The 17,839-nt window shown below is 59.6% G+C and carries 13 protein-coding genes; 2 read left to right on the top strand and 11 right to left on the bottom strand.

Annotated features, from left to right (window positions below; genetic code table 11):
• Positions 1–438 precede the first annotated feature (438 nt).
• Together FXO11_RS16685 and FXO11_RS16680 are read left to right on the top strand one after the other, a co-directional pair.
• The gene (locus tag FXO11_RS16685; protein ID WP_148864085.1) at positions 439–5,046 is read left to right on the top strand and encodes a CHASE domain-containing protein; all 4,608 of its coding nucleotides are present in this window, start codon (positions 439–441) and stop codon (positions 5,044–5,046) included.
• Positions 5,043–5,741, top strand: coding sequence for an aspartate/glutamate racemase family protein (locus FXO11_RS16680; protein ID WP_148864084.1), 699 nt, complete (start codon positions 5,043–5,045; stop codon positions 5,739–5,741). Before FXO11_RS16685 ends, FXO11_RS16680 begins: the two co-directional genes overlap by 4 nt.
• 15 nt (positions 5,742–5,756) lie before the next feature.
• On the opposite strand, the gene FXO11_RS16675 is transcribed toward FXO11_RS16680, so the two are convergent.
• The 11 genes from FXO11_RS16675 to FXO11_RS16625 all read right to left on the bottom strand — a co-directional run bounded on the left by FXO11_RS16675 (position 5,757) and on the right by FXO11_RS16625 (position 17,810).
• Positions 5,757–6,644, bottom strand: coding sequence for an AEC family transporter (locus FXO11_RS16675; protein WP_148864083.1), 888 nt, complete (start codon positions 6,642–6,644; stop codon positions 5,757–5,759).
• Between the two features lie 217 nt (positions 6,645–6,861).
• On the bottom strand, positions 6,862–7,818 hold the full coding sequence (gene tal / locus FXO11_RS16670; RefSeq protein ID WP_148864082.1) for a transaldolase: 957 nt from the start codon (positions 7,816–7,818) through the stop codon (positions 6,862–6,864).
• Positions 7,819–7,872: 54 nt separating this feature from the next.
• Positions 7,873–9,369 carry a xylulokinase gene (xylB, locus tag FXO11_RS16665; RefSeq protein WP_148864081.1) on the bottom strand — a complete coding sequence of 499 codons (1,497 nt, stop codon included), beginning with the start codon at positions 9,367–9,369 and terminating at the stop codon, positions 7,873–7,875.
• A 68-nt stretch (positions 9,370–9,437) separates the two neighbouring features.
• Positions 9,438–10,913 carry a mannitol dehydrogenase family protein gene (locus FXO11_RS16660; RefSeq protein ID WP_148864080.1) on the bottom strand — a complete coding sequence of 492 codons (1,476 nt, stop codon included), beginning with the start codon at positions 10,911–10,913 and terminating at the stop codon, positions 9,438–9,440.
• 48 nt (positions 10,914–10,961) lie between these two features.
• The gene (locus tag FXO11_RS16655) at positions 10,962–11,615 is read right to left on the bottom strand and encodes a nucleoside triphosphate hydrolase (protein ID WP_148864079.1); all 654 of its coding nucleotides are present in this window, start codon (positions 11,613–11,615) and stop codon (positions 10,962–10,964) included.
• The gene (locus FXO11_RS16650) at positions 11,612–12,307 is read right to left on the bottom strand and encodes an HAD family hydrolase (RefSeq protein ID WP_148864078.1); all 696 of its coding nucleotides are present in this window, start codon (positions 12,305–12,307) and stop codon (positions 11,612–11,614) included. Before FXO11_RS16650 ends, FXO11_RS16655 begins: the two co-directional genes overlap by 4 nt.
• 7 nt (positions 12,308–12,314) lie before the next feature.
• Positions 12,315–13,460 (bottom strand): ABC transporter ATP-binding protein, encoded by a 1,146-nt coding sequence (locus FXO11_RS16645; RefSeq protein WP_148864077.1) that lies wholly within the window; start codon positions 13,458–13,460, stop codon positions 12,315–12,317.
• Between the two features lie 76 nt (positions 13,461–13,536).
• Positions 13,537–14,355, bottom strand: a complete 819-nt coding sequence (locus FXO11_RS16640) for a carbohydrate ABC transporter permease (protein ID WP_148864076.1) — start codon at positions 14,353–14,355, stop codon at positions 13,537–13,539.
• A gap of 13 nt (positions 14,356–14,368) precedes the next feature.
• On the bottom strand, positions 14,369–15,259 hold the full coding sequence (locus FXO11_RS16635; protein ID WP_148864075.1) for a carbohydrate ABC transporter permease: 891 nt from the start codon (positions 15,257–15,259) through the stop codon (positions 14,369–14,371).
• A gap of 114 nt (positions 15,260–15,373) precedes the next feature.
• Positions 15,374–16,699, bottom strand: coding sequence for an ABC transporter substrate-binding protein (locus FXO11_RS16630; protein ID WP_148864074.1), 1,326 nt, complete (start codon positions 16,697–16,699; stop codon positions 15,374–15,376).
• Between the two features lie 151 nt (positions 16,700–16,850).
• On the bottom strand, positions 16,851–17,810 hold the full coding sequence (locus FXO11_RS16625) for a sugar-binding transcriptional regulator (protein ID WP_148864073.1): 960 nt from the start codon (positions 17,808–17,810) through the stop codon (positions 16,851–16,853).
• Between the last annotated feature and the right edge of the window lie 29 nt (positions 17,811–17,839).

The following is a 17,839-nucleotide window of genomic DNA, read 5'->3' as shown; positions in this document are numbered from 1 at the left end:
CGGGCTACCTGTAACGACACGCTCGCCAGTCTTAATGTCGCGCAGGCCATGCCGAGACAAAGGTCGCCAAGACTCGTGCAATCGATAGGATAACGCTGGCGATGTTGCTCAATGTGCTAACCTCAAAGGGAATCAGATCAGCCGCTCGTTAATCTAAAATAGCTGGTAGGGGCTGCTCACGGACCCGGACGGGATCAGGTCGTTCTCCGGGATTTAAGGATAATGCCGGGTCGGGACGGCTACGAAACGTGTCTCCATCTAAAACAGAGTCCTTCGAGGCAAGATGCGGCTATTATATTCGTAACGGCGCAGAGCGAGGCGGGGGACGAGGCTACGTTCAGCAAGCTGATGCGGCGTTATTGAAGCCAAAGATTCAGGACGGAATAGATTTGAGCTGAAGTTACCTATCGCTCAGTCAATGTCGGGATGGGCTGAAAGATGTACGGAAAGGATGCCAGGTGCCAGCGTGGGGAGACAGGTACTGCGAGACTTTGGCTATACGGCCTGATTCTTTTTGCTTTCTATATCGTTGTCGGCGTATATAGCTTAAATCTTGCCTTCGTGGCCACCAACGTCTCGCCAATTTGGCCGCCAACCGGCGTAGCTGTTGCTGCGCTGGTACTCGGAGGCGTGCGGCTATGGCCAGCCATCGCCGCTGGCGCGTTTGTGGTCAATGTCCTCAGTTTTCCCCCGGACGGTGCCCTATCCACGACGTTTATGACATCGGCCACCATTGCGGCTGGCAATACGCTGGAAGCAGTACTGGCGGCGTATCTCATAAACCGGTTTGCCCGCGGTGCCTCTTCTTTTGACCGTCTCATCCATGTGTTCAGTTTCGCCGCCTCTGCCGTTATTGCGTGTTTTATCAGCGCGACGATCGGTCTCACCGCCCTGTTGTTTTTTGGTTTCGTGTCTACGGATGCTCTTCTCAGTGCCTGGCTGACGTGGTGGATCGGCGACGTCGTCGGCTTGTTGGTCCTGGTCCCGCTCATCGTTTCACTGGTCCAGGTGACTCATGATGAAAACAATGGGCCCAACTGGGGGGTGTCTGTCGCGTTGGTTGTTTCGACAGCCTTGATCAGTCTCTTCGTTTTCTCTCCTGAAATCGGGACCCGCGGGGCCAAGCAATTGCTGGCGTTCCTCTATGTGCCATGCCTGGCGATAACGGCCTACTATTTTGGCCTCAGGGGTGTGTCTTTGCTCACTGCGGCTATCGCCGCCATATCGTTCATTGCGACGCTGGGTGGGGAAGGGCCCTTCATCTTTGGGGACGCGTACGCGTCCCTGATAGCGCTCGATTGCTTCCTGTTGCTGTGGGTCTTGACTGGCATGGTTTTGGCTGCGGATCTTCGCGAGCGGGGCGAGCCCGTCAGTCAGAGCCTGAAGGGGTTCCTGACACCCTGGATGACGCTAATGGGTGCCCTGGCCTTAACGGCGGCCGCGTGGTACCTGACGATGACGAACATCGTGAATAAAGCGGATGACCGTTTCAGCTTTATAGCGTCTTCGATCGAGACGCGAATTTCAGATCGAATGCGAGACTACCAGCAGGTCTTGCGTGGCGCTGCAGGGTTGTTCTACGTCGCCGGGGGAGTGACTGCGCGTGACTGGGAGCGCTACGTAGGCGAGTTACGTCTGAAAGACGGCTACCCCGGTATTCAGGGGGTGGGATACACGGAATACTTGGTCGGGACACGTCAAGTCAATTCATTCCAGGACTACATACGATGGCAAGGCTTCCCAGACTTTACGGTTCATCCAGCGGGTGCGCGCATGATCTATACGCCGGTCACCTACCTGGAACCATACGATTGGCGAAATCAGCGGGCTCATGGTTTTGACATGTTCTCCGAACCCAACCGCCGCTGGGCACTTATAAGAGCTCGTGATAGTGGGGAAGCTGCGATCTCAAGAAAGATTACCCTAGTGCAGGAAACGGGCGTGGGGGTTCAGGCGGGTTTCCTCATGTATCTGCCGGTATACCGTGGTGACGAACTCCCGCAGACTCTCAATCAGCGCCGGGAGCGGATAAAAGGCTACACATACAGTCCCTTTCGCATGAATGACCTGATGCGGGGCATTCTCGGCAATCAGTTCGCTCTAGTCGGCGTGGACGTCTTCGACGCCAATGAAGTTGAAGAGCAGGCATTGCTGTACCGTAGTTATGCGCAGACGGATGTCGAAGGCGCGCGCAGTGTGCGCTCCTCTGTGAAGCGGATCCAAATTGCCGATCATGTGTGGACCGTCCGCGTGCGTGCGCTCCCCGCGTTCGACCGAACCATCGATTATCAAAAGGCTCATATTGTCCTGGTGGGCGGAATTCTCATTAGCTTCCTGCTCTTTGCGTTTGTTCGCGCGCTGACCGTTACCCGTTCCAAGGCGTTGAGTCTGGCGAACGAAATGACTTCGGCTTGGCGGGCGTCAGAAGGAAAATTTGCGACATTGGCTGAGAGTGCCAAGGAAGCCATTTTTATGGTTAACCGAGAGGGATTTATACAATCCTGGAACCGGTCGGCGACAATCATCTTCGGGTATGCCCGACAGGATATTGTCGGCCGGCAGTGGGTTGTGCTGGTGCCGCCCGAGCAGAGTCATCAAAAAACCAAAGAACTCAGCGCGTTGGCCCGCAACTCGAATGAAGCCCTGTCGGAACGGATTCTCCAGATCGAATGCGTACGCAAGAACGGCGATCGTTTTCCCGCCGAGTTTTCCTTATCCAAATGGCGATCCGGCGATGCAACTTATTTCGGGATCATTCTCAGGGACGTGACAGAAAGTCGTCTCGCCGAGCAGCGCCTGGAGGATGCGCGGCGCGAGGCTGAAGCGGCCAGCAAGGCCAAGACTGAATTCGTGGCTAACATGAGTCATGAAATTCGCACGCCCATGAATGCCATGCTGGGTATGACCCAGATACTTTCAAAGACCCCTTTGAATACTGAACAGCAACGCTATGTGAAGATGGTTCAGTCCGCTGGTCGTTCCTTGCTCGCCATCCTCAATGACATCCTCGATTTCTCGAAGATCGAAGCTGGGAAGATGACGATCAATCATGAACCCTTCAGCCTTTATGATCTCGCGGCCAGCCTGGCATCGATCATGACCCTCGATGCTTCCCAGAAGCAGCTTGAACTAGCGATCGGCATTCAACCTGACGTTCCAAAAGGTCTTGTTGGTGATGAGTTGCGCATACGGCAGGTGCTGATCAACCTGCTCAGTAACGCCATCAAATTCACCGAGCAGGGGGAGGTGTCGTTGCTGATTCGCCTGGTTGAGCGCAGTGAGCAGCAAGCCCTCCTCGAATTCGTAGTCCGCGATACCGGTATTGGCATGTCGAATGCGCAGATGGAAGACCTCTTCGAGGAATTTACCCAAGCCGACAGTTCCATGACGCGTCGTTTCGGCGGCACCGGATTGGGCCTGGCGATAACGCGAAGGCTGATATACCTGATGGAGGGCGAGATCCATGCATCCAGCCAGCCCGGTATTGGCAGTGAGTTTATCGTTAGCCTTCCGTTGGAACTTGCATTGTTCAAGACAGATCTGGCTTCGTCACCGACGGTCGATAACCTGCGTGTGCTGGTTGTCGACGACAATGAGATGTCCCGACACTACCTCCAGAATACCCTTAATGCCTGGTGTTGGCAGGTCGACACGGAGCGCTCGGCAAAGGCGCTGCTCGATCGCGTCGACGAAGGTTCGGTAGCAGGGACTGATTACAACGTCTTCCTGATCGACTGGCTGATGCCTGGCACAGATGGGCTGGAGTTGGCGCGCGCCCTACGGCAGCAGCGGATATTCGACAACGCTATTATCATTCTGATGCTTGATGCCTATGCACAGCAAAGCATGCCGAAGTCAGAGGCAACCGAATGGGTGGATGCCGTTCTGCTTAAACCGGTGACCGGCTCTGAACTCTATGATCGCATCCATGAGGTGCTCGTCAATCGCAACGGGCGGACCGCGACCGCAAGTACGTCAGGGACGCCGGAAAAGAATCTCCTGCAAGGCTGCCACCTGCTGCTCGTTGAAGACAATGACCTTAATCAGGTGGTTGCGTCAGGTTTCCTGGAGGCCGCTGGCGCCAAGGTTTCCGTTGCCGCCGACGGGCAGGAAGCCGTAGACAGGCTGAAATCGGCGCCTAACGGCTATGACCTCATCCTGATGGATGTGCAAATGCCAGTACTTGATGGCATTGGAGCAACACGTATTATCCGTGAGCAATTGCAGGTAGACCTGCCGATCCTGGCTATGTCAGCCGGCGTGCTTGGTACTGAAAGGGCAACTTGCCTAAGGGCCGGAATGAACGGTTTCATCGGCAAGCCGGTTGACGAAGATGAGCTTATCGGAACCATCCGTGCCCACCTGCGTCGAGGTGTTACGACTCTTGCCGGTGGACATGCGCTGGGCGTTTCGGGTGCGACGGGTTTCGCCGACAAGGCGCAGCCCATCCCTTCTGGGGACGTGAATCTCGACCACTTACAGGCCTTATTTGAAACGGACCCTGAGACCAGGGCAGAGATCCTGAGCGTGGTTGAATCTACGGCTGAAAAAGGCAATGCGCCCCTTGAAGAGGCCTATTCCCATTGGATGGCGGGGCACACGGAAAGTGCCGCCAACATCATTCATACCTTGCGCGGCGCCGTGGGTACATTGGGGGGCGCCCGCTTTGCCGAGATTGCGCTTCACCTCGAGAAAGGGTTGCGCACAGGGGATGAAAGTGAACTCGAAGCGCTCTGGGACTATGTGCGCTCTGAACACGAGCGCGTTCTCGATGCTGTTGGGGCTTGGCTGAAGCGATTCCAGAAAACGGAACAAATCGACTCGAAAGAAGACCCGTCAGCGTCGATAACCCATGACGATCTGGTGCAGTTGCGCAAATTGCTGGCCCAACACAATCCGCGGGCTCAGACTATGTTTTCGCAATACCGGACGGCCCTCAGTAGTCTTTTAACTGCTAAAACCATGGCAGAGGTAGAAGACGCCATGCAACGGTTGGACTACGATTGGGTGGAAACTGTCATAGCAGACTTGCAAGGAGCTCTATGAAAACCATCGGCCTATTAGGCGGAATGAGCTGGGAATCCACGGTGAGCTATTACCGCGCTCTGAACGAGGGCGTCAAGCAGGCCCTGGGCGGTCTGCACTCGGCGCGGATCGTGATGAACAGTGTGGATTTTGCGGATATTGAGGCACTGCAGAAGTCCGGGGATTGGCCGGAAACCGCGCGACTGCTGTCCAAGGCCGCTCAGTCGGTTGAGGCGGGCGGTGCGGATTTCCTGCTGATCGGCACCAACACCATGCACAAGGTGGCGCCGGAGATTCAGGCGGCGATTTCCATTCCCTTGCTTCACATCGCCGATGCCACAGCGGAAAAGCTGAAGGCCGATGGCGTACGTCATGTGGGCCTGCTCGGCACTCGCTACACTATGGAGCAGGATTTCTACAAGGGCCCCATGCGCGACCGGTACGAAATGGACGTGCTGGTGCCGTCGGACGACGAGCAGGCCATGATCCACCACATCATCTTCGAGGAACTGTGTCTGGGCGTCATCCGCGACGAGTCACGCCAGCGCTACCTGAAATGCATCGACCATCTGCACGAGCGGGGTGCCGAAGCCATTGTCCTGGGCTGCACCGAAATCGCCCTACTAGTGGGACCGGAACATACCGCGGTCCCTCTCTACGACACCGCGCAGATTCACGCGGAGGAAGCCGTTAGGTTGGCGTTGATGGATCTCTGATCGCCAGTCTGATCTTCAGGCTTGGACGTGGGCAAAAACCAGTCCCAGCACAATCGGCATGACTACGAGACTGCCCAGGTTGCCGATCAGCACCAGGGACGCCACGTTATGGGGTTCCTGGCGGTATTGCTCGGCGACGATGTAGTTCAGGACCGCAGGCGGCAAAGCGGCGAATACCCAGAGCGCCGCGATCTGGAGCGGGGGCAGATCGAGCCAGGCGATCATGGGCCAAGCCAGGATCAGGCCGCTGGCAGGGCAGGCTACGGCGCCCAGCAGCCCCATTTTCCACGCGCTGAAATCCACATCCAGCATACGTACACCCAGTGCGAACAGCATCAGCGGAACACATACCCCACCGAGCATGTTCAGCGTTTCCAGCAGCCATTGGGGCAGGGGGACGCCGCCGAGATTGATGGCGAGACCAGCGATACTGGCGGCAACGATCGGTAGGCGCAGCAGACGCCAGATCGGCGTATGCGGATCGATCATGCGCAGGCCGATGGAAAAATGCAGCAGCATCTCGACAATGAATAGCACAATCGCCGCGGGCAGGGCCTCTTCGCCGAACGCCAGCACAATTAATGGGATTCCCATGTTGCCTGAATTGTTGAACATCATCGGCGGCAGGAAGGTCCGCATGTTCAGGTTGAGCACCTTCGCCAATGGCCAGAGCAACACGCCAGAACCCAATATGATGACCACACCCGCGATTGCCAGGTCGGCATACGCCTGTAGTGGCGCCTTCTGGTCCGCCAGTACGGCGAACACCAGCATGGGTACGAACAACTCCATGTTGAGGGTGTTCAGCCCCTGAATGTCCGGGCTGCGGTATCGACCATAGAGGGTGCCGCAGCCGGCGATCAGAAAAACCGGCAGCATGGTCGAGATGATCTGGGCGAGCATTCAGTGGGTGTCCTTGGCGTGGATGCGTGAAATCGTTAGCTTGGCAATTATGGCCAGTTTGCAGACTTTGCGCGAATCCGGCATTAGGACGTTGGTGTAAAGGTAACGAATGAATCTGCGCTGGTTATAACTCGAGGCTTCGATAGAAGAGGATGGATGCCGGCGCTGGAGGAGGGACAGCGGAAGCGCCGGTATCCATTCCCTTTATGCACGAGCTCTATTGTCCAGCCATGCGTTCAGCAATGCGCTTTTCCAGGACCTCCTGATCCGCAGCAAAACGCCGAATGCCCTCTGCCAGCTTATCGTTGGCCATCGCATCCTGATTGTGGCCCCAGCGGAACTCTGACTCCGTAAGTGACGGCAGACGCTCGCTGGCTTCGCCGATATCGCTGATCCGTTTTTCCACGCCGGCATCACTGGCGTCCAGCTCTTCCAGCAAGGCGGGGGAAATCGTCAGCCGGTTACAGCCGGCTAACGCCAGAACCTGTCCGGTATTGCGGAAGCTGGCGCCCATGACGACCGTATCGTAGGCATACGTGCGGGCGATGTTGCAGACGTTGCGGACGAACTGGACGCCCGGGTCATCCTCCGGCCCGTAATCCTTGCCGGTGCTCGCCTTGTACCAGTCCGTGACCCGGCCGACAAACGGCGACATCAGGTGTACACCGGCATCGAAACAGGCGCGGGCCTGGGCTTCGCTGAACAGCAGCGTCAGGTTGCACTGGATGCCTTCCCGTTCCAGTTGTTCGGCGGCGCGGATACCTTCCCAGGTGGAGGCCAGCTTGATTAGCACCCGCTCCGGACCCACGCCACGTTGTTCGTACAGCGACATCAGGTCATGGGCCTTGCGGATACTGGCGCCGGTATCGAAGGAGAGCCTGGCGGCCACTTCGGTGGAAATGCGCCCTGGAATGAGCCCGGCAATTTCGCTGCCGATGGCGACGGAGAGTCGATCAACCGCCTGTTCGACACGGGTTTGAGAATCGCTGACCTCCCGTTTCACTTCCGCTAGGGTCTCATCGATCAGGTTTTGATGGCCCGGCAAATCGAAGGCCTTGAGGATCAGCGATGGGTTGGTGGTGGCGTCGTGAGGCTGGTAGCGGCGGATGGCATTAACATCGCCGGTGTCCGCCACCACCAGGGAATGGCTTTTAAGGGCATCGAGTTGTGTCATGGTCACTTATCCTGTCGTCGGAGGGATGTCGGCGCCACGCTCGAGCTCGCGGGCTCAGTGAGTGACGCCGTGACGTTTCTCCAGGGCCGTGCGGTAACGGCGATACACTGCCTGATAGGTGTCGTGAATTTCCGGGTCTGGCTGGGTCCGGGTCTCCTGATCCAGGCTCACCAGCCGCTCGCAGAGACTGGCGAGCGTGGCTTGCCCACCCCGGGCATGTTCGTCGCACCAAGCGGCCTGGATGGCAGCGCCCAGGGCGGCCGCTTCGTTGATCCGGGGGCAGATCACCTCAACGCCCAGCACGTCGGCGACAATCTGGCGCCATACCGGGCTGCGCGCGCCGCCACCAATCAGGCGGATCTGGCTGGCATCCTTGGCCAGGTCGCCCAGCAGCTCCAACCCATAGCGCAGGCCAAACGTGGCACTTTCCACCACCGCACGACACAGGTTCGCCTGAGTTGCGTTGAAGCTGGTGAGGCCGAGGAAGCTGGCGGTAGCGTGAGGCAGGTTGGGCACTCGCTCGCCATTGAAGAAGGGCAGTATGGTAATGCCTTCGGCCCCGGCCGGTGCATCGGCGACGTTCTTGCTGAAGGTATCCAGCTCCAGGCCGAACAGGTTGCGGACCAGCGTAGTGGCGGATGTCACGTTCATGGTGCAGGCCAGGGGCAACCAGCCGTCGCTGCTGGCGCAGAAATTGGCGATGGTGGCGTTGTCGCTTAGCACCGGTTCGTTGGAAAAGGCGTACACGGTGCCCGACGTGCCCAGGCTGACGGTGACCCGTCCGGGCTTGATATTGCCCGTGCCGATAGCGCCCATCATGTTGTCGCCCCCGCCGCTGGACACCAGAACGTTTTCCGCGAGTCCCAGTCGCTGTGCCATCGCCGCTGTGAGCGTGCCTGCGGGCTCGTGAGATTCGATCAGCCGGGGCAGGACGCTCTCGGGATCGAGTTCCGGCGCTATGGCGTTGAACACATCATGCCGCCACCGGCGGGCGCGGGTGTCGAAATAGCCGGTGCCGGACGCATCGCCGGCTTCCGCGACCCGTTCACCGGTGAGCCGGAAATTCAGGTAGTCGTGGGGCAGCAGGATGCTGTCGATGCGTTGGTAGGCGTCGGGGTGTTTTTTCCGCAGCCAGGCCAGTTTCGATGCGGTATAGCCCGTCTGCAACACCAGCCCCAGTTTATCCAGACAGCCCGCTTCGCCGCCCAGCCGGTCTACCAAAACGGCATTCTCGAGGGCGGTTTCCGTATCGCACCAAAGCTTAGCGGGATGCACCGGCTGGCCGTCGGCATCCAGAGCGACCAGTCCGTGTTGCTGGCCGGAGATGCCGATCGCCCGGATCGCGCGGCTATCGATAGTTGCGTTCGCGACCGCTTCAGCAAAGGCGCCGAAGAAGGCCTCCATCCATTCCTCGGGGTCTTGCTCGCGGCGGCCGTTCTCGCCTTCCGCCAAACGGTGGGGGCGGCTGGCTTCGCCGAGGATGCGGGCGTTGGCCAAGTCGACCACGACCACCTTGGTGCTCTGGGTTCCACAGTCCACGCCTACATACATGGGATTCTCCCTGACCGGCTCTAACATGGCAGCCACAAGGATAAACTTCTCGTGTGCATACGTCGTCCTCAGCCGTTGACCAGGGCGTCCACGGTCGCCTGGGCGCCTTCGGTGTGCAGCCGGTTAAGGGCGTCCAGGTAGGCGTCGCGGAAGCGTGGATTGTCCACCAGGTCGCCGAACAGTTCGCGGTTCTCGATAAAGGCGGTCGGGTTATTGCGGTTGTGGGCGGCGATGTCCATCAGGCTATCCTTGAGCGGATCGACCACGGCGATGGCTTCGCCGGCTTCGTCCTGGCCCTCCACGTAGCGGGCCCAACTGGCGACCACGGCGGCCGCGCGATGCATCTCGCCGCCGGTTTCCAGTTGATGGCGAATGACTGGCAATAGCCATTTGGGGATGCGGTCGGAGCTCTCCGCGCAGAGGCGCGCCAGGGTGTCCTTGATCTCCGGGTTGGCGAAGCGCTCAATCAGGGTACGGCGGTAATCCGCCAGATCGACGCCGGGTACTTCCGCCAGGGTCGGCGAGCCTTCACATTCCATGTATCCCATTAGGAAGTCGACGAACAGCGGGTCCTGGCAGACGTCGTGGGCGTAGCGATAGCCGCTCAGGTAACCGAAATAGCATAAAGCCTGGTGGCTGGCGTTGAGCAGGCGCAGCTTCATCAGTTCGTAGGGTTCCACATTCTCCACGACCTGCACGCCGACGGCTTCCAATGGCGGCCGGCCATCGACAAAGCGGTCTTCGAGTACCCATTGGGTGAATGGTTCGCAGACGACTGGCCAGCGGTCATCAATGCTGAAGCGCTCATTAAGGTCTTTGATATCTGCGGCAGTGGTTACCGGCGTGATGCGGTCAACCATGGCGTTGGGGAAGGCCACGTTCCGGTCCATCCAGTCGCCCAACTCGGCGTTCCGCTGTCGAGCGAAGGCGAGAAACATCCGGTGGGCCACTTCGCCGTTACCCTGGATATTGTCGCAGGACATGATGGTGAAAGGCGGAATGCCGCGCTGGCGCCGACGGCTCAATGCCTCGGTAATCAGGCCGAAGGTAGTGCGGGGCTTTTCCGGGTGCTCCAGGTCGTAGCGGACGTCGGTATGGGTGACGTTGAACTCGCCGGTCACCGGATGGAAGTTGTAGCCGCCTTCGGTGACGGTCAGCGAGACAATGCGTATAGCCGGGTCCGCCATGCGTTCGATCACGGCGTTGGGATCGTCGGGTGCATACAGATAGCCGATCAGGCTACCAATCACCCGCGCGTCGTATTGGCCGTCGGGATGCTTTACCACCAGCGTGTAGAGATAGTCCTGGGCGGCAAGCGCAGCGTGCATGGTGCGGTCATTGGGCATCACGCCGACGCCGACGATCCCCCAGTCCAGGCCCTGGCCTTGGTTCATCAGGTCATCGAGGTACATGGCCTGGTGGGCCCGGTGAAATCCCCCGACGCCGAAATGAATAATGCCGGCGGTGATACTGCTGCGATCATAGCCCGGCGTGGCGACGCGACTATCTAGCCGATCCAGATGGGTGGTGCTTAGGTTCATCATGAGGATGCTCCTCGGGCAAAGGTCGGGTGAACTGGGAATGCCTGGGTTTCATGCCGAACCAAACAGTGCACTAGCGTCAGCGGTCCAGTATCGGTCCGGAGTCACGGAGTGTGTTTTGATCAGCTGGGCGTTCAGCATGTCTTTTCGATGGGTGCGCTCCAGCGCGCCGTCCGGATCCTGGCCCATGTCGAGCCAGCGCTGGAACAGACGGCGCTCCAGCGTCTCGTCCGGAACATCGAGGAAGACCGTGTAGTCGAACAGCCCGTGCAGCGCGGACCAGGGTGCCCGGTCCAGCAGCAGATAATTGCCTTCGACGATCACGACCTTATGCTCCGGCATGATCAGCCGCCCGCCTGCGCGGGCCAGGTCCAGAGGCCGGTCGAACACCGGTACCGCGACCACCGGGTTGCACTGGCGGATGCGTTCCAGGTCCTGGATCAAGCCATCGGCGTCGAAGGTTTCCGGTGCACCCTTGATAAACAGGTGGCCTCGGGGTTCAAGCACGGCGTTGTCATAGTGATAACCATCCATGGGAACGACCGCCGCGATGCCGTTTTCTTGCAAGTTGAGCGATTGGCAGAGCGCTTCGGCTAGCGTCGATTTGCCCGCCGCTGGCGGACCGGCGAGCGCCACCATGAAACGGTCCCGCTGACTGGACGCTTCCAGGATGTGCTGCGTCAACTCGTAAAGTTCCGGCGTCATGGCCCCGCGTGCCTCGTCTTGCGTGTTCGCTCCTGGCGCCAGCGCTCGACCAGTGCCTGCAGGCTATTCATGCCCGTGAGAATTTCCCACGCCCCCGCTTCCCTGAGTCTTTCATCGTGACCGTTCTCGATATGACTGGCGCCGATAAAGCCAATCACTGTCATGCCCGCGCCTTTGGCAGCGGTAACGCCGGAGACACTGTCTTCGACCACCAGGCAGTCTTCCGGCCGGCGGCCCATTTCTTTCGCTGCCAGCAGGTAGACCGCCGGGTCCGGCTTGGGCAGGCTGACCTGCTCGGCAGTGAACAGCGGGTATTTGCCCAGCCAGGCATCCAGTCCGGTGGTGCTCAGGGAGTTGAGCACCCGCTGGCGCCTGGAGTTGGAGACGATAGCCAGTGGCATATTGAGCCGCGATACCGCCTCTGCCACACCCTCAATGGCTTTCAATTCCTTGAGCAGCCGCGCGTCGATGGCTTCGTCGATCCGGGGCAGGGCATCGTGCGGAAGGCTGTGGGCGCTGAGCTGCTCCAAGTGGATCAGGATGTCTTCGGTGGTCATGCCCAGGGCATGGCGCAACACCGTGTCGGACTGCAGGTCCGGCAGCCAGTCTCGCAGTTGCTCTACCAGGGTGGCTTCGGCGATCACTTCGCTGTCCACCAGCACGCCATCACAGTCGAAAATCAGGGTTTCCATCGGGGTCTCACTTGCTGCTGGGTTCGGTCGGTGCCCGGTTGGCCTGACGGTTTACCGCGGTCAGTGGGTGCCGGTGGAGGCTGGGTAGGGCCAGGCCGCTGTTGTCGAACAGGTGGGCGCGGAAGGGTTCGAAGCCAAAGCGGACCGTGTCGCCGACCTTATGAGCGATATCGCCGTCGGCGACGATAGTGATCATGCCCTGATCCATTTGGACATACAGCGACGTCGCACCGCCCAAGCGCTCGATCACCTGGATCTTGCCGCTCAGAGGCCCTTGGTCTTCCAGGTTCAGGTGTTCCGGACGAATGCCCAGCTCCAGCGCGGTATTCGCCGTCAGGTGAGTGCCGTCGGCAGGCACGCGACAGCTTTCGCCGCCGGGCAGGATGACGCTGACACCGTCGTCGTTGGTGTCCTGGTAGCCCACCTCCAGAAAATTCATGGTGGGCGAGCCGATAAAACCGGCGACGAAACGGTTGCGCGGGTGGTGATACAGTTCCATGGGCGAGCCCACCTGTTCCACCTCGCCTTTCTGTAGCACCACGATCTTGTCAGCCATGGTCATAGCTTCGATCTGGTCATGGGTCACATAGATCATGGTGGCGTCCAACTCATCATGCAGGCGCGCCAGTTCGATGCGCATCTGCACCCGCAGGGCCGCGTCCAGGTTGGATAGGGGCTCGTCGAACAGGAAAATGCTGGGATTGCGTACGATGGCGCGGCCGATAGCCACCCGCTGGCGCTGACCGCCCGAGAGGGCCTTGGGCTTGCGGTGCAGCAGTTCTTCCAGTTGCAGGATGCGGGCGGCGGCCAGCACTTTATCCTTACGCTCGGGCTTGGATACGCCTGCCAGGCGCAAGCTGAAGCCCATGTTGTCTTCGACCGTCATGTGCGGGTAGAGGGCGTAGCTCTGGAACACCATGGCCAGGCCGCGTTCGGCGGGGCCAACGTCATTGATGCGTTTGCCGTCGATCAGAATGTCGCCGTCGGTCGCACTTTCCAAGCCGGCAATAATGCGCAGCAGCGTGGACTTACCGCAGCCCGACGGTCCGACGAAGACCACGAACTCCTTATCCTGCACATCCAGATCCACACCCTTGATGACATGGGTGTCGCCGAAGGCCTTGATGATGTTTTTCAGTTGAAGCGTTGCCATGTTCAAACCTTTTTTATTAAAAGTCGGCCGGTATGACAGGCCGGCTCGTATTAAAGACGGCGCTTATTGCAGACGGCTATTTGACGGCACCGAAGGTGAGGCCACGTACCATCTGCTTCTGCGTTAGCCAGCCGAACACCAGAATGGGCGCAATAGCCATGGTGGACGCGGCGGACAGCTTGGCCCAGAACAACCCCTCGGGGCTGGAGAACGACGCGATATAGGCGGTCAGCGGAGCGGCCTGAGACGAGGTCAGGTTCAGGCTCCAGAATGCTTCGTTCCAGCTCAGGATCACGGAGAGCAAGCCGGTGGAGGCAATGCCCGGGAGCGTCAGCGGCAACAGCAGATAAACGACTTCCTGCAAGGTGCTGGCACCGTCCATACGCCCCGCCTCAAGGATGTCCTTGGGCAGGTCCTTAAAGAAGGTGTAGAGCATCCACACCACAATCGGCAGGTTCATCAGGGTGTACACGATGATCAGCCCGGTCACCGTATCGAGCAGGCCGACATCACGGAATATCAGGTAGATCGGCATGAGCACGCCGACGGGCGGTAGCATCTTGGTGGATAGCATCCATAGCAAGGTAGCCTTGGTGCGCTTGGTCGGCAGGAATGACATGGAATAGGCCGAAGGGATGGCGATGATCAGCGCCAGGAGAGTGGAGCCTAAAGAGACGGCAGCGCTATTCCAGGCAAACTTGAAGTAATCCGCCCGTTGCTGGACTTCCGCGTAGCTGTCCAGTGTGGGGGAAAAGATCAGCGTCGGGTCGGCAACAGCATCCGCCTCGGTCTTGAAGCCGGTCAGCACCATCCAGAAGATGGGGAAGAAAATCACGAAGGCGATGACCCAGGCCAGCAGACCAATGCAGAAGCGTTTGAGTGTCGAGTTGTTCATAGGGGGCTGCGTTTCACTCTTCCAGATTCTTCGCAACCATCCTCACCAGGAAGATGGCAACGATGTTGGCGAGGATGATGGCGACGACTCCGCCGGCGGATGCCATGCCCACGTCGAAATCCAGCAATGCCTGGAGGTAGATCAGGTAGGCCAGGTTGGTTGTGGCAAGCCCGGGGCCGCCGGACGTGGTCACGAAGATCTCGGCGAAAATGGTGAGCAGGAAGATCATCTCGATCATGATCACCACGCTGATCGCCCGTTTCAGGTGGGGCAGGGTGATGAAGAAGAAAATCGAGAAGGGGCCGGCGCCATCCATGCGGGCGGCTTCGACCTGATCTTCGTCGAGCGATTGCATGGCGGTCAGCAGGATCAGCAGGGCAAAAGGCAGCCATTCCCAGGCCACGATGGTGACAACCGACGTCAGTGGTAGTGACGAAAACCAGTCGACCGGCTGCATGCCGAACAGTTCCGCCAGCCAGGCCAGTACGCCGTTGGCCGGATGCATCATCATGTTCTTCCAAACCAGGGCACTGACCGTGGGCATGACGAAGAACGGGGAGATTACCAGAACCCGGGCGATGCCGCGGCCGAAGAATTCCTGTTGGAAGAGAACCGCCAACAGCGTGCCGCCGACCACGGTAATGACCAGTATCCAGCCAACCATCAGCAGGGTGGTGCCCATCGCCGACCACAATGCAGGGTCGGTAAACAGGTATTCGTAGTTTTCCAGGCCGGCGAATCCGGTCATGCCCGGCATCAGCAGGTTATAGCGTTGCAGTGAGAACCACAGGGTCATCCCCAGCGGTACCAGCATCCACATTAGCAGTAGCGTAACGGCGGGGGCCTGTAGCGCCAGTGGCCGCAATCCGCCGACGGTGCGCCCGGCGGCTCGAGGTTTGGTCATGGTCGTTTCCGGCGTCGAGGGTTGTGGCCGGCTGCAACGCAGCCGGCCTGGAGCTCAGATTAAACGTCCAGGCCGGGGGAAGACGGCGTGCGAACCGCCCTCCGCCCAGTCGGCCTATTTAATGTAGCCTGCGCGTTCCATCGTGCGCCGTGTGGCGCGCTGGGCATTGCTCAGGGCCTGTTCTACGGACATCTCGCCGGTGAGCGCTGCAGCGACCATCTGGCCAACTTGGGTGCCGATGGACTGGAACTCCGGTATGCCCACGATCTGCACGCCGGTATAGGGCGATGGTTTAAGTGTGGAATCCGTGGGATCGGCTTCGCGGATCGCCTCCAGGACAAAGTCGGCAAACGGCGCTGCTTCTTGGTATTTCTCGTTGGCGTAGGTAGATTCGCGGGTGCCGGGCGGCACGCTGGTCCAGCCTTCCTTCTCGCCGACCATGGCGATGTATTCCTGGGAGGTCGCCCAGGTAATGAACGCCTTCGCGGCATCCTTGGCATTCGACGACGCCGGGATGGCGAGTGCCCAGGACCACAACCAGTGAGAACCCTTCGGGGTTTCGGCCACCGGTGCCGGGGCGAAGCCGAGCTTGTCGGCCACTTTGGATTCGTTCGGGTTATAGAGCTTGCCAGCCGCGGAGGTGGCATCTACCCACATGCCGCACTTGCCCTGGGAGAACAGCGCCAGGTTCTCGTTGAAGCCGTTGGAGCTGGCGCCTGCCGGGCCGTGTTCGTTGAGCAGGTCGACGTAGAAATTGATCGCCTGGGTCCAGGCCTCGGAATCGATTTCCGGCTCCCAGTCCATGTTGAACCAGCGGCCACCGTGGGTGTTCACCAGGGTAGTGACTAAAGCCATGTTCTCGCCCCAGCCCGGCTTGCCGCGCAGACAGATGCCGGCGATGCCTTTGTCCGGGTCCTTGACCTTGCCGGCCCATTCGCGCACTTCTGGCCACGTGGGCTGCTCGGTCATTTCGATGCCCGCCTGCTCGAACAGGTCCTTGCGGTAATACATCATCGAGCTTTCGGCATAAAACGGCAGGGCATAGGGCTTGCCGTCGTGACTCAGGCCGTCGACTACCGGCTTGAGCAGATCCTCTTCTTTATAGTCTTCAGGCCAGTCGTCCAGCGGTGCCAGCCATTCCCGCTCGGCCCAGATAGGTGCCTCGTAGGTGCCGATAGTCATGACATCGAACTGACCGCCATTGGTGGCGATATCGGTGGTCAGGCGTTGGCGCAGTACATTTTCTTCCAGCACCACCCATTCCAGGTCGATATCCGGATGGGCTTCCTCGAAGGCGCTGGAGAGGCGTTGCATGATGACCATGTCATTGTTGTTCACGGTCGCCACGGTCAGGGTTTCGGCGTGTGCGGCGGACGGACTGAGGACCGTCGTACTAAAGGCCGCAATGCCTGCGAGGGGCAGTGCGTAAGCGAGCTTCATGGCTTGCTCCTTGTTTGGGAGGTATTGGTGTTGTTTTCCGAAGCCTTGTTCGTCGTTCTGATCAATTGAATCTACGACTGAACAAATGATCAGTCAAGGGCGAAAAAAATACAAGGGCCAATGCCGGCGGGTAAAGCCCTCCGGAATGAGCTCAAGTTGAACACCCGGCTTCCACAACGTGACGCGCTGCTGTTTCATCGGTGATCAGCCCCTTGAGCCAGCCACCACGAAGGGCTGCCAGGATAGCAGGGCCTTTGCCCCGTCCGCCCGCCATGGCTACCAGGAGCTGACTATCGAAGCTTTCCAGCGGCAGGCTGGTGATGCGCCGGGTGATGGAGCAGTCGATCACGTGTCCGGCCTGGTCCATGGGCCAGCCCAGCAGTTCGCCTACGGCCTGGTGGCTTAGCAATTCGTCTAACTCGGCTTCGTTGATGAAGTGATCCTGGAACAGGGTGGCCTGGCGATCGATTCTACCGACGCCGATGAATGCGGCTTCGGACGCCTTCGCCACTTCGGCAATCGCCCGGAACAGCCGCTGGCTGAGTAGCGCATCACGCTCTTCCACCGAGCCCGCAACGACGGGGGCGGGTAACAGGAAGCGCTCACTGGCGGTTTTGTCGGCCAGGGCGGTGACGCCGTCATAGCGGTTGGACGAGCCGTCCCGGGCGACGTTGCCCACTAATGAGACGAACCGGTGCTGGGGGCGGTCCATGCGGCTGACGGCTTCCACCGTCGCTCGAACGGTCCGGCCGGAGCCGAGCGAGAGCGTCAGCGGATCGCTTTGCTCCAGGTAGCGGGTGATGCGGTCGCAACCGGCCACGGCGATGTAGTGAGCGCTGCTGTTGGCGGCTTCGGGCTCGGCGGGCACCACATCGCAGAACTCAAGGCCGAACTGGTCGCGAATGGCCTGGGACAGGGTCATGCAGTTGGAGATCGGATGGTCGATATGCACCTTAACCAGGCCCTCCTGGCGCGCCAGGGCCAGTAAACGCTGCACACCGGGGCGGGAAACGCCGAGCTGCGCCGCGATCTCGTCCTGGGTCTGGCCACCCACATAGGAAAGCCAGGCGGCACGGGCGGCCTGGTCGAGTTTGAGTTCGAATTTATCCATTGAGGCTCTCTGGGTTTCAAAAAAGAGCC

The organism is Marinobacter fonticola, assembly GCF_008122265.1.
Taxonomy (GTDB): Bacteria; Pseudomonadota; Gammaproteobacteria; order Pseudomonadales; family Oleiphilaceae; genus Marinobacter_A; species Marinobacter_A fonticola.
Note: the sequence above shows the minus strand (reverse complement) of the source record. Positions and strands in the feature narration are given on the sequence as shown.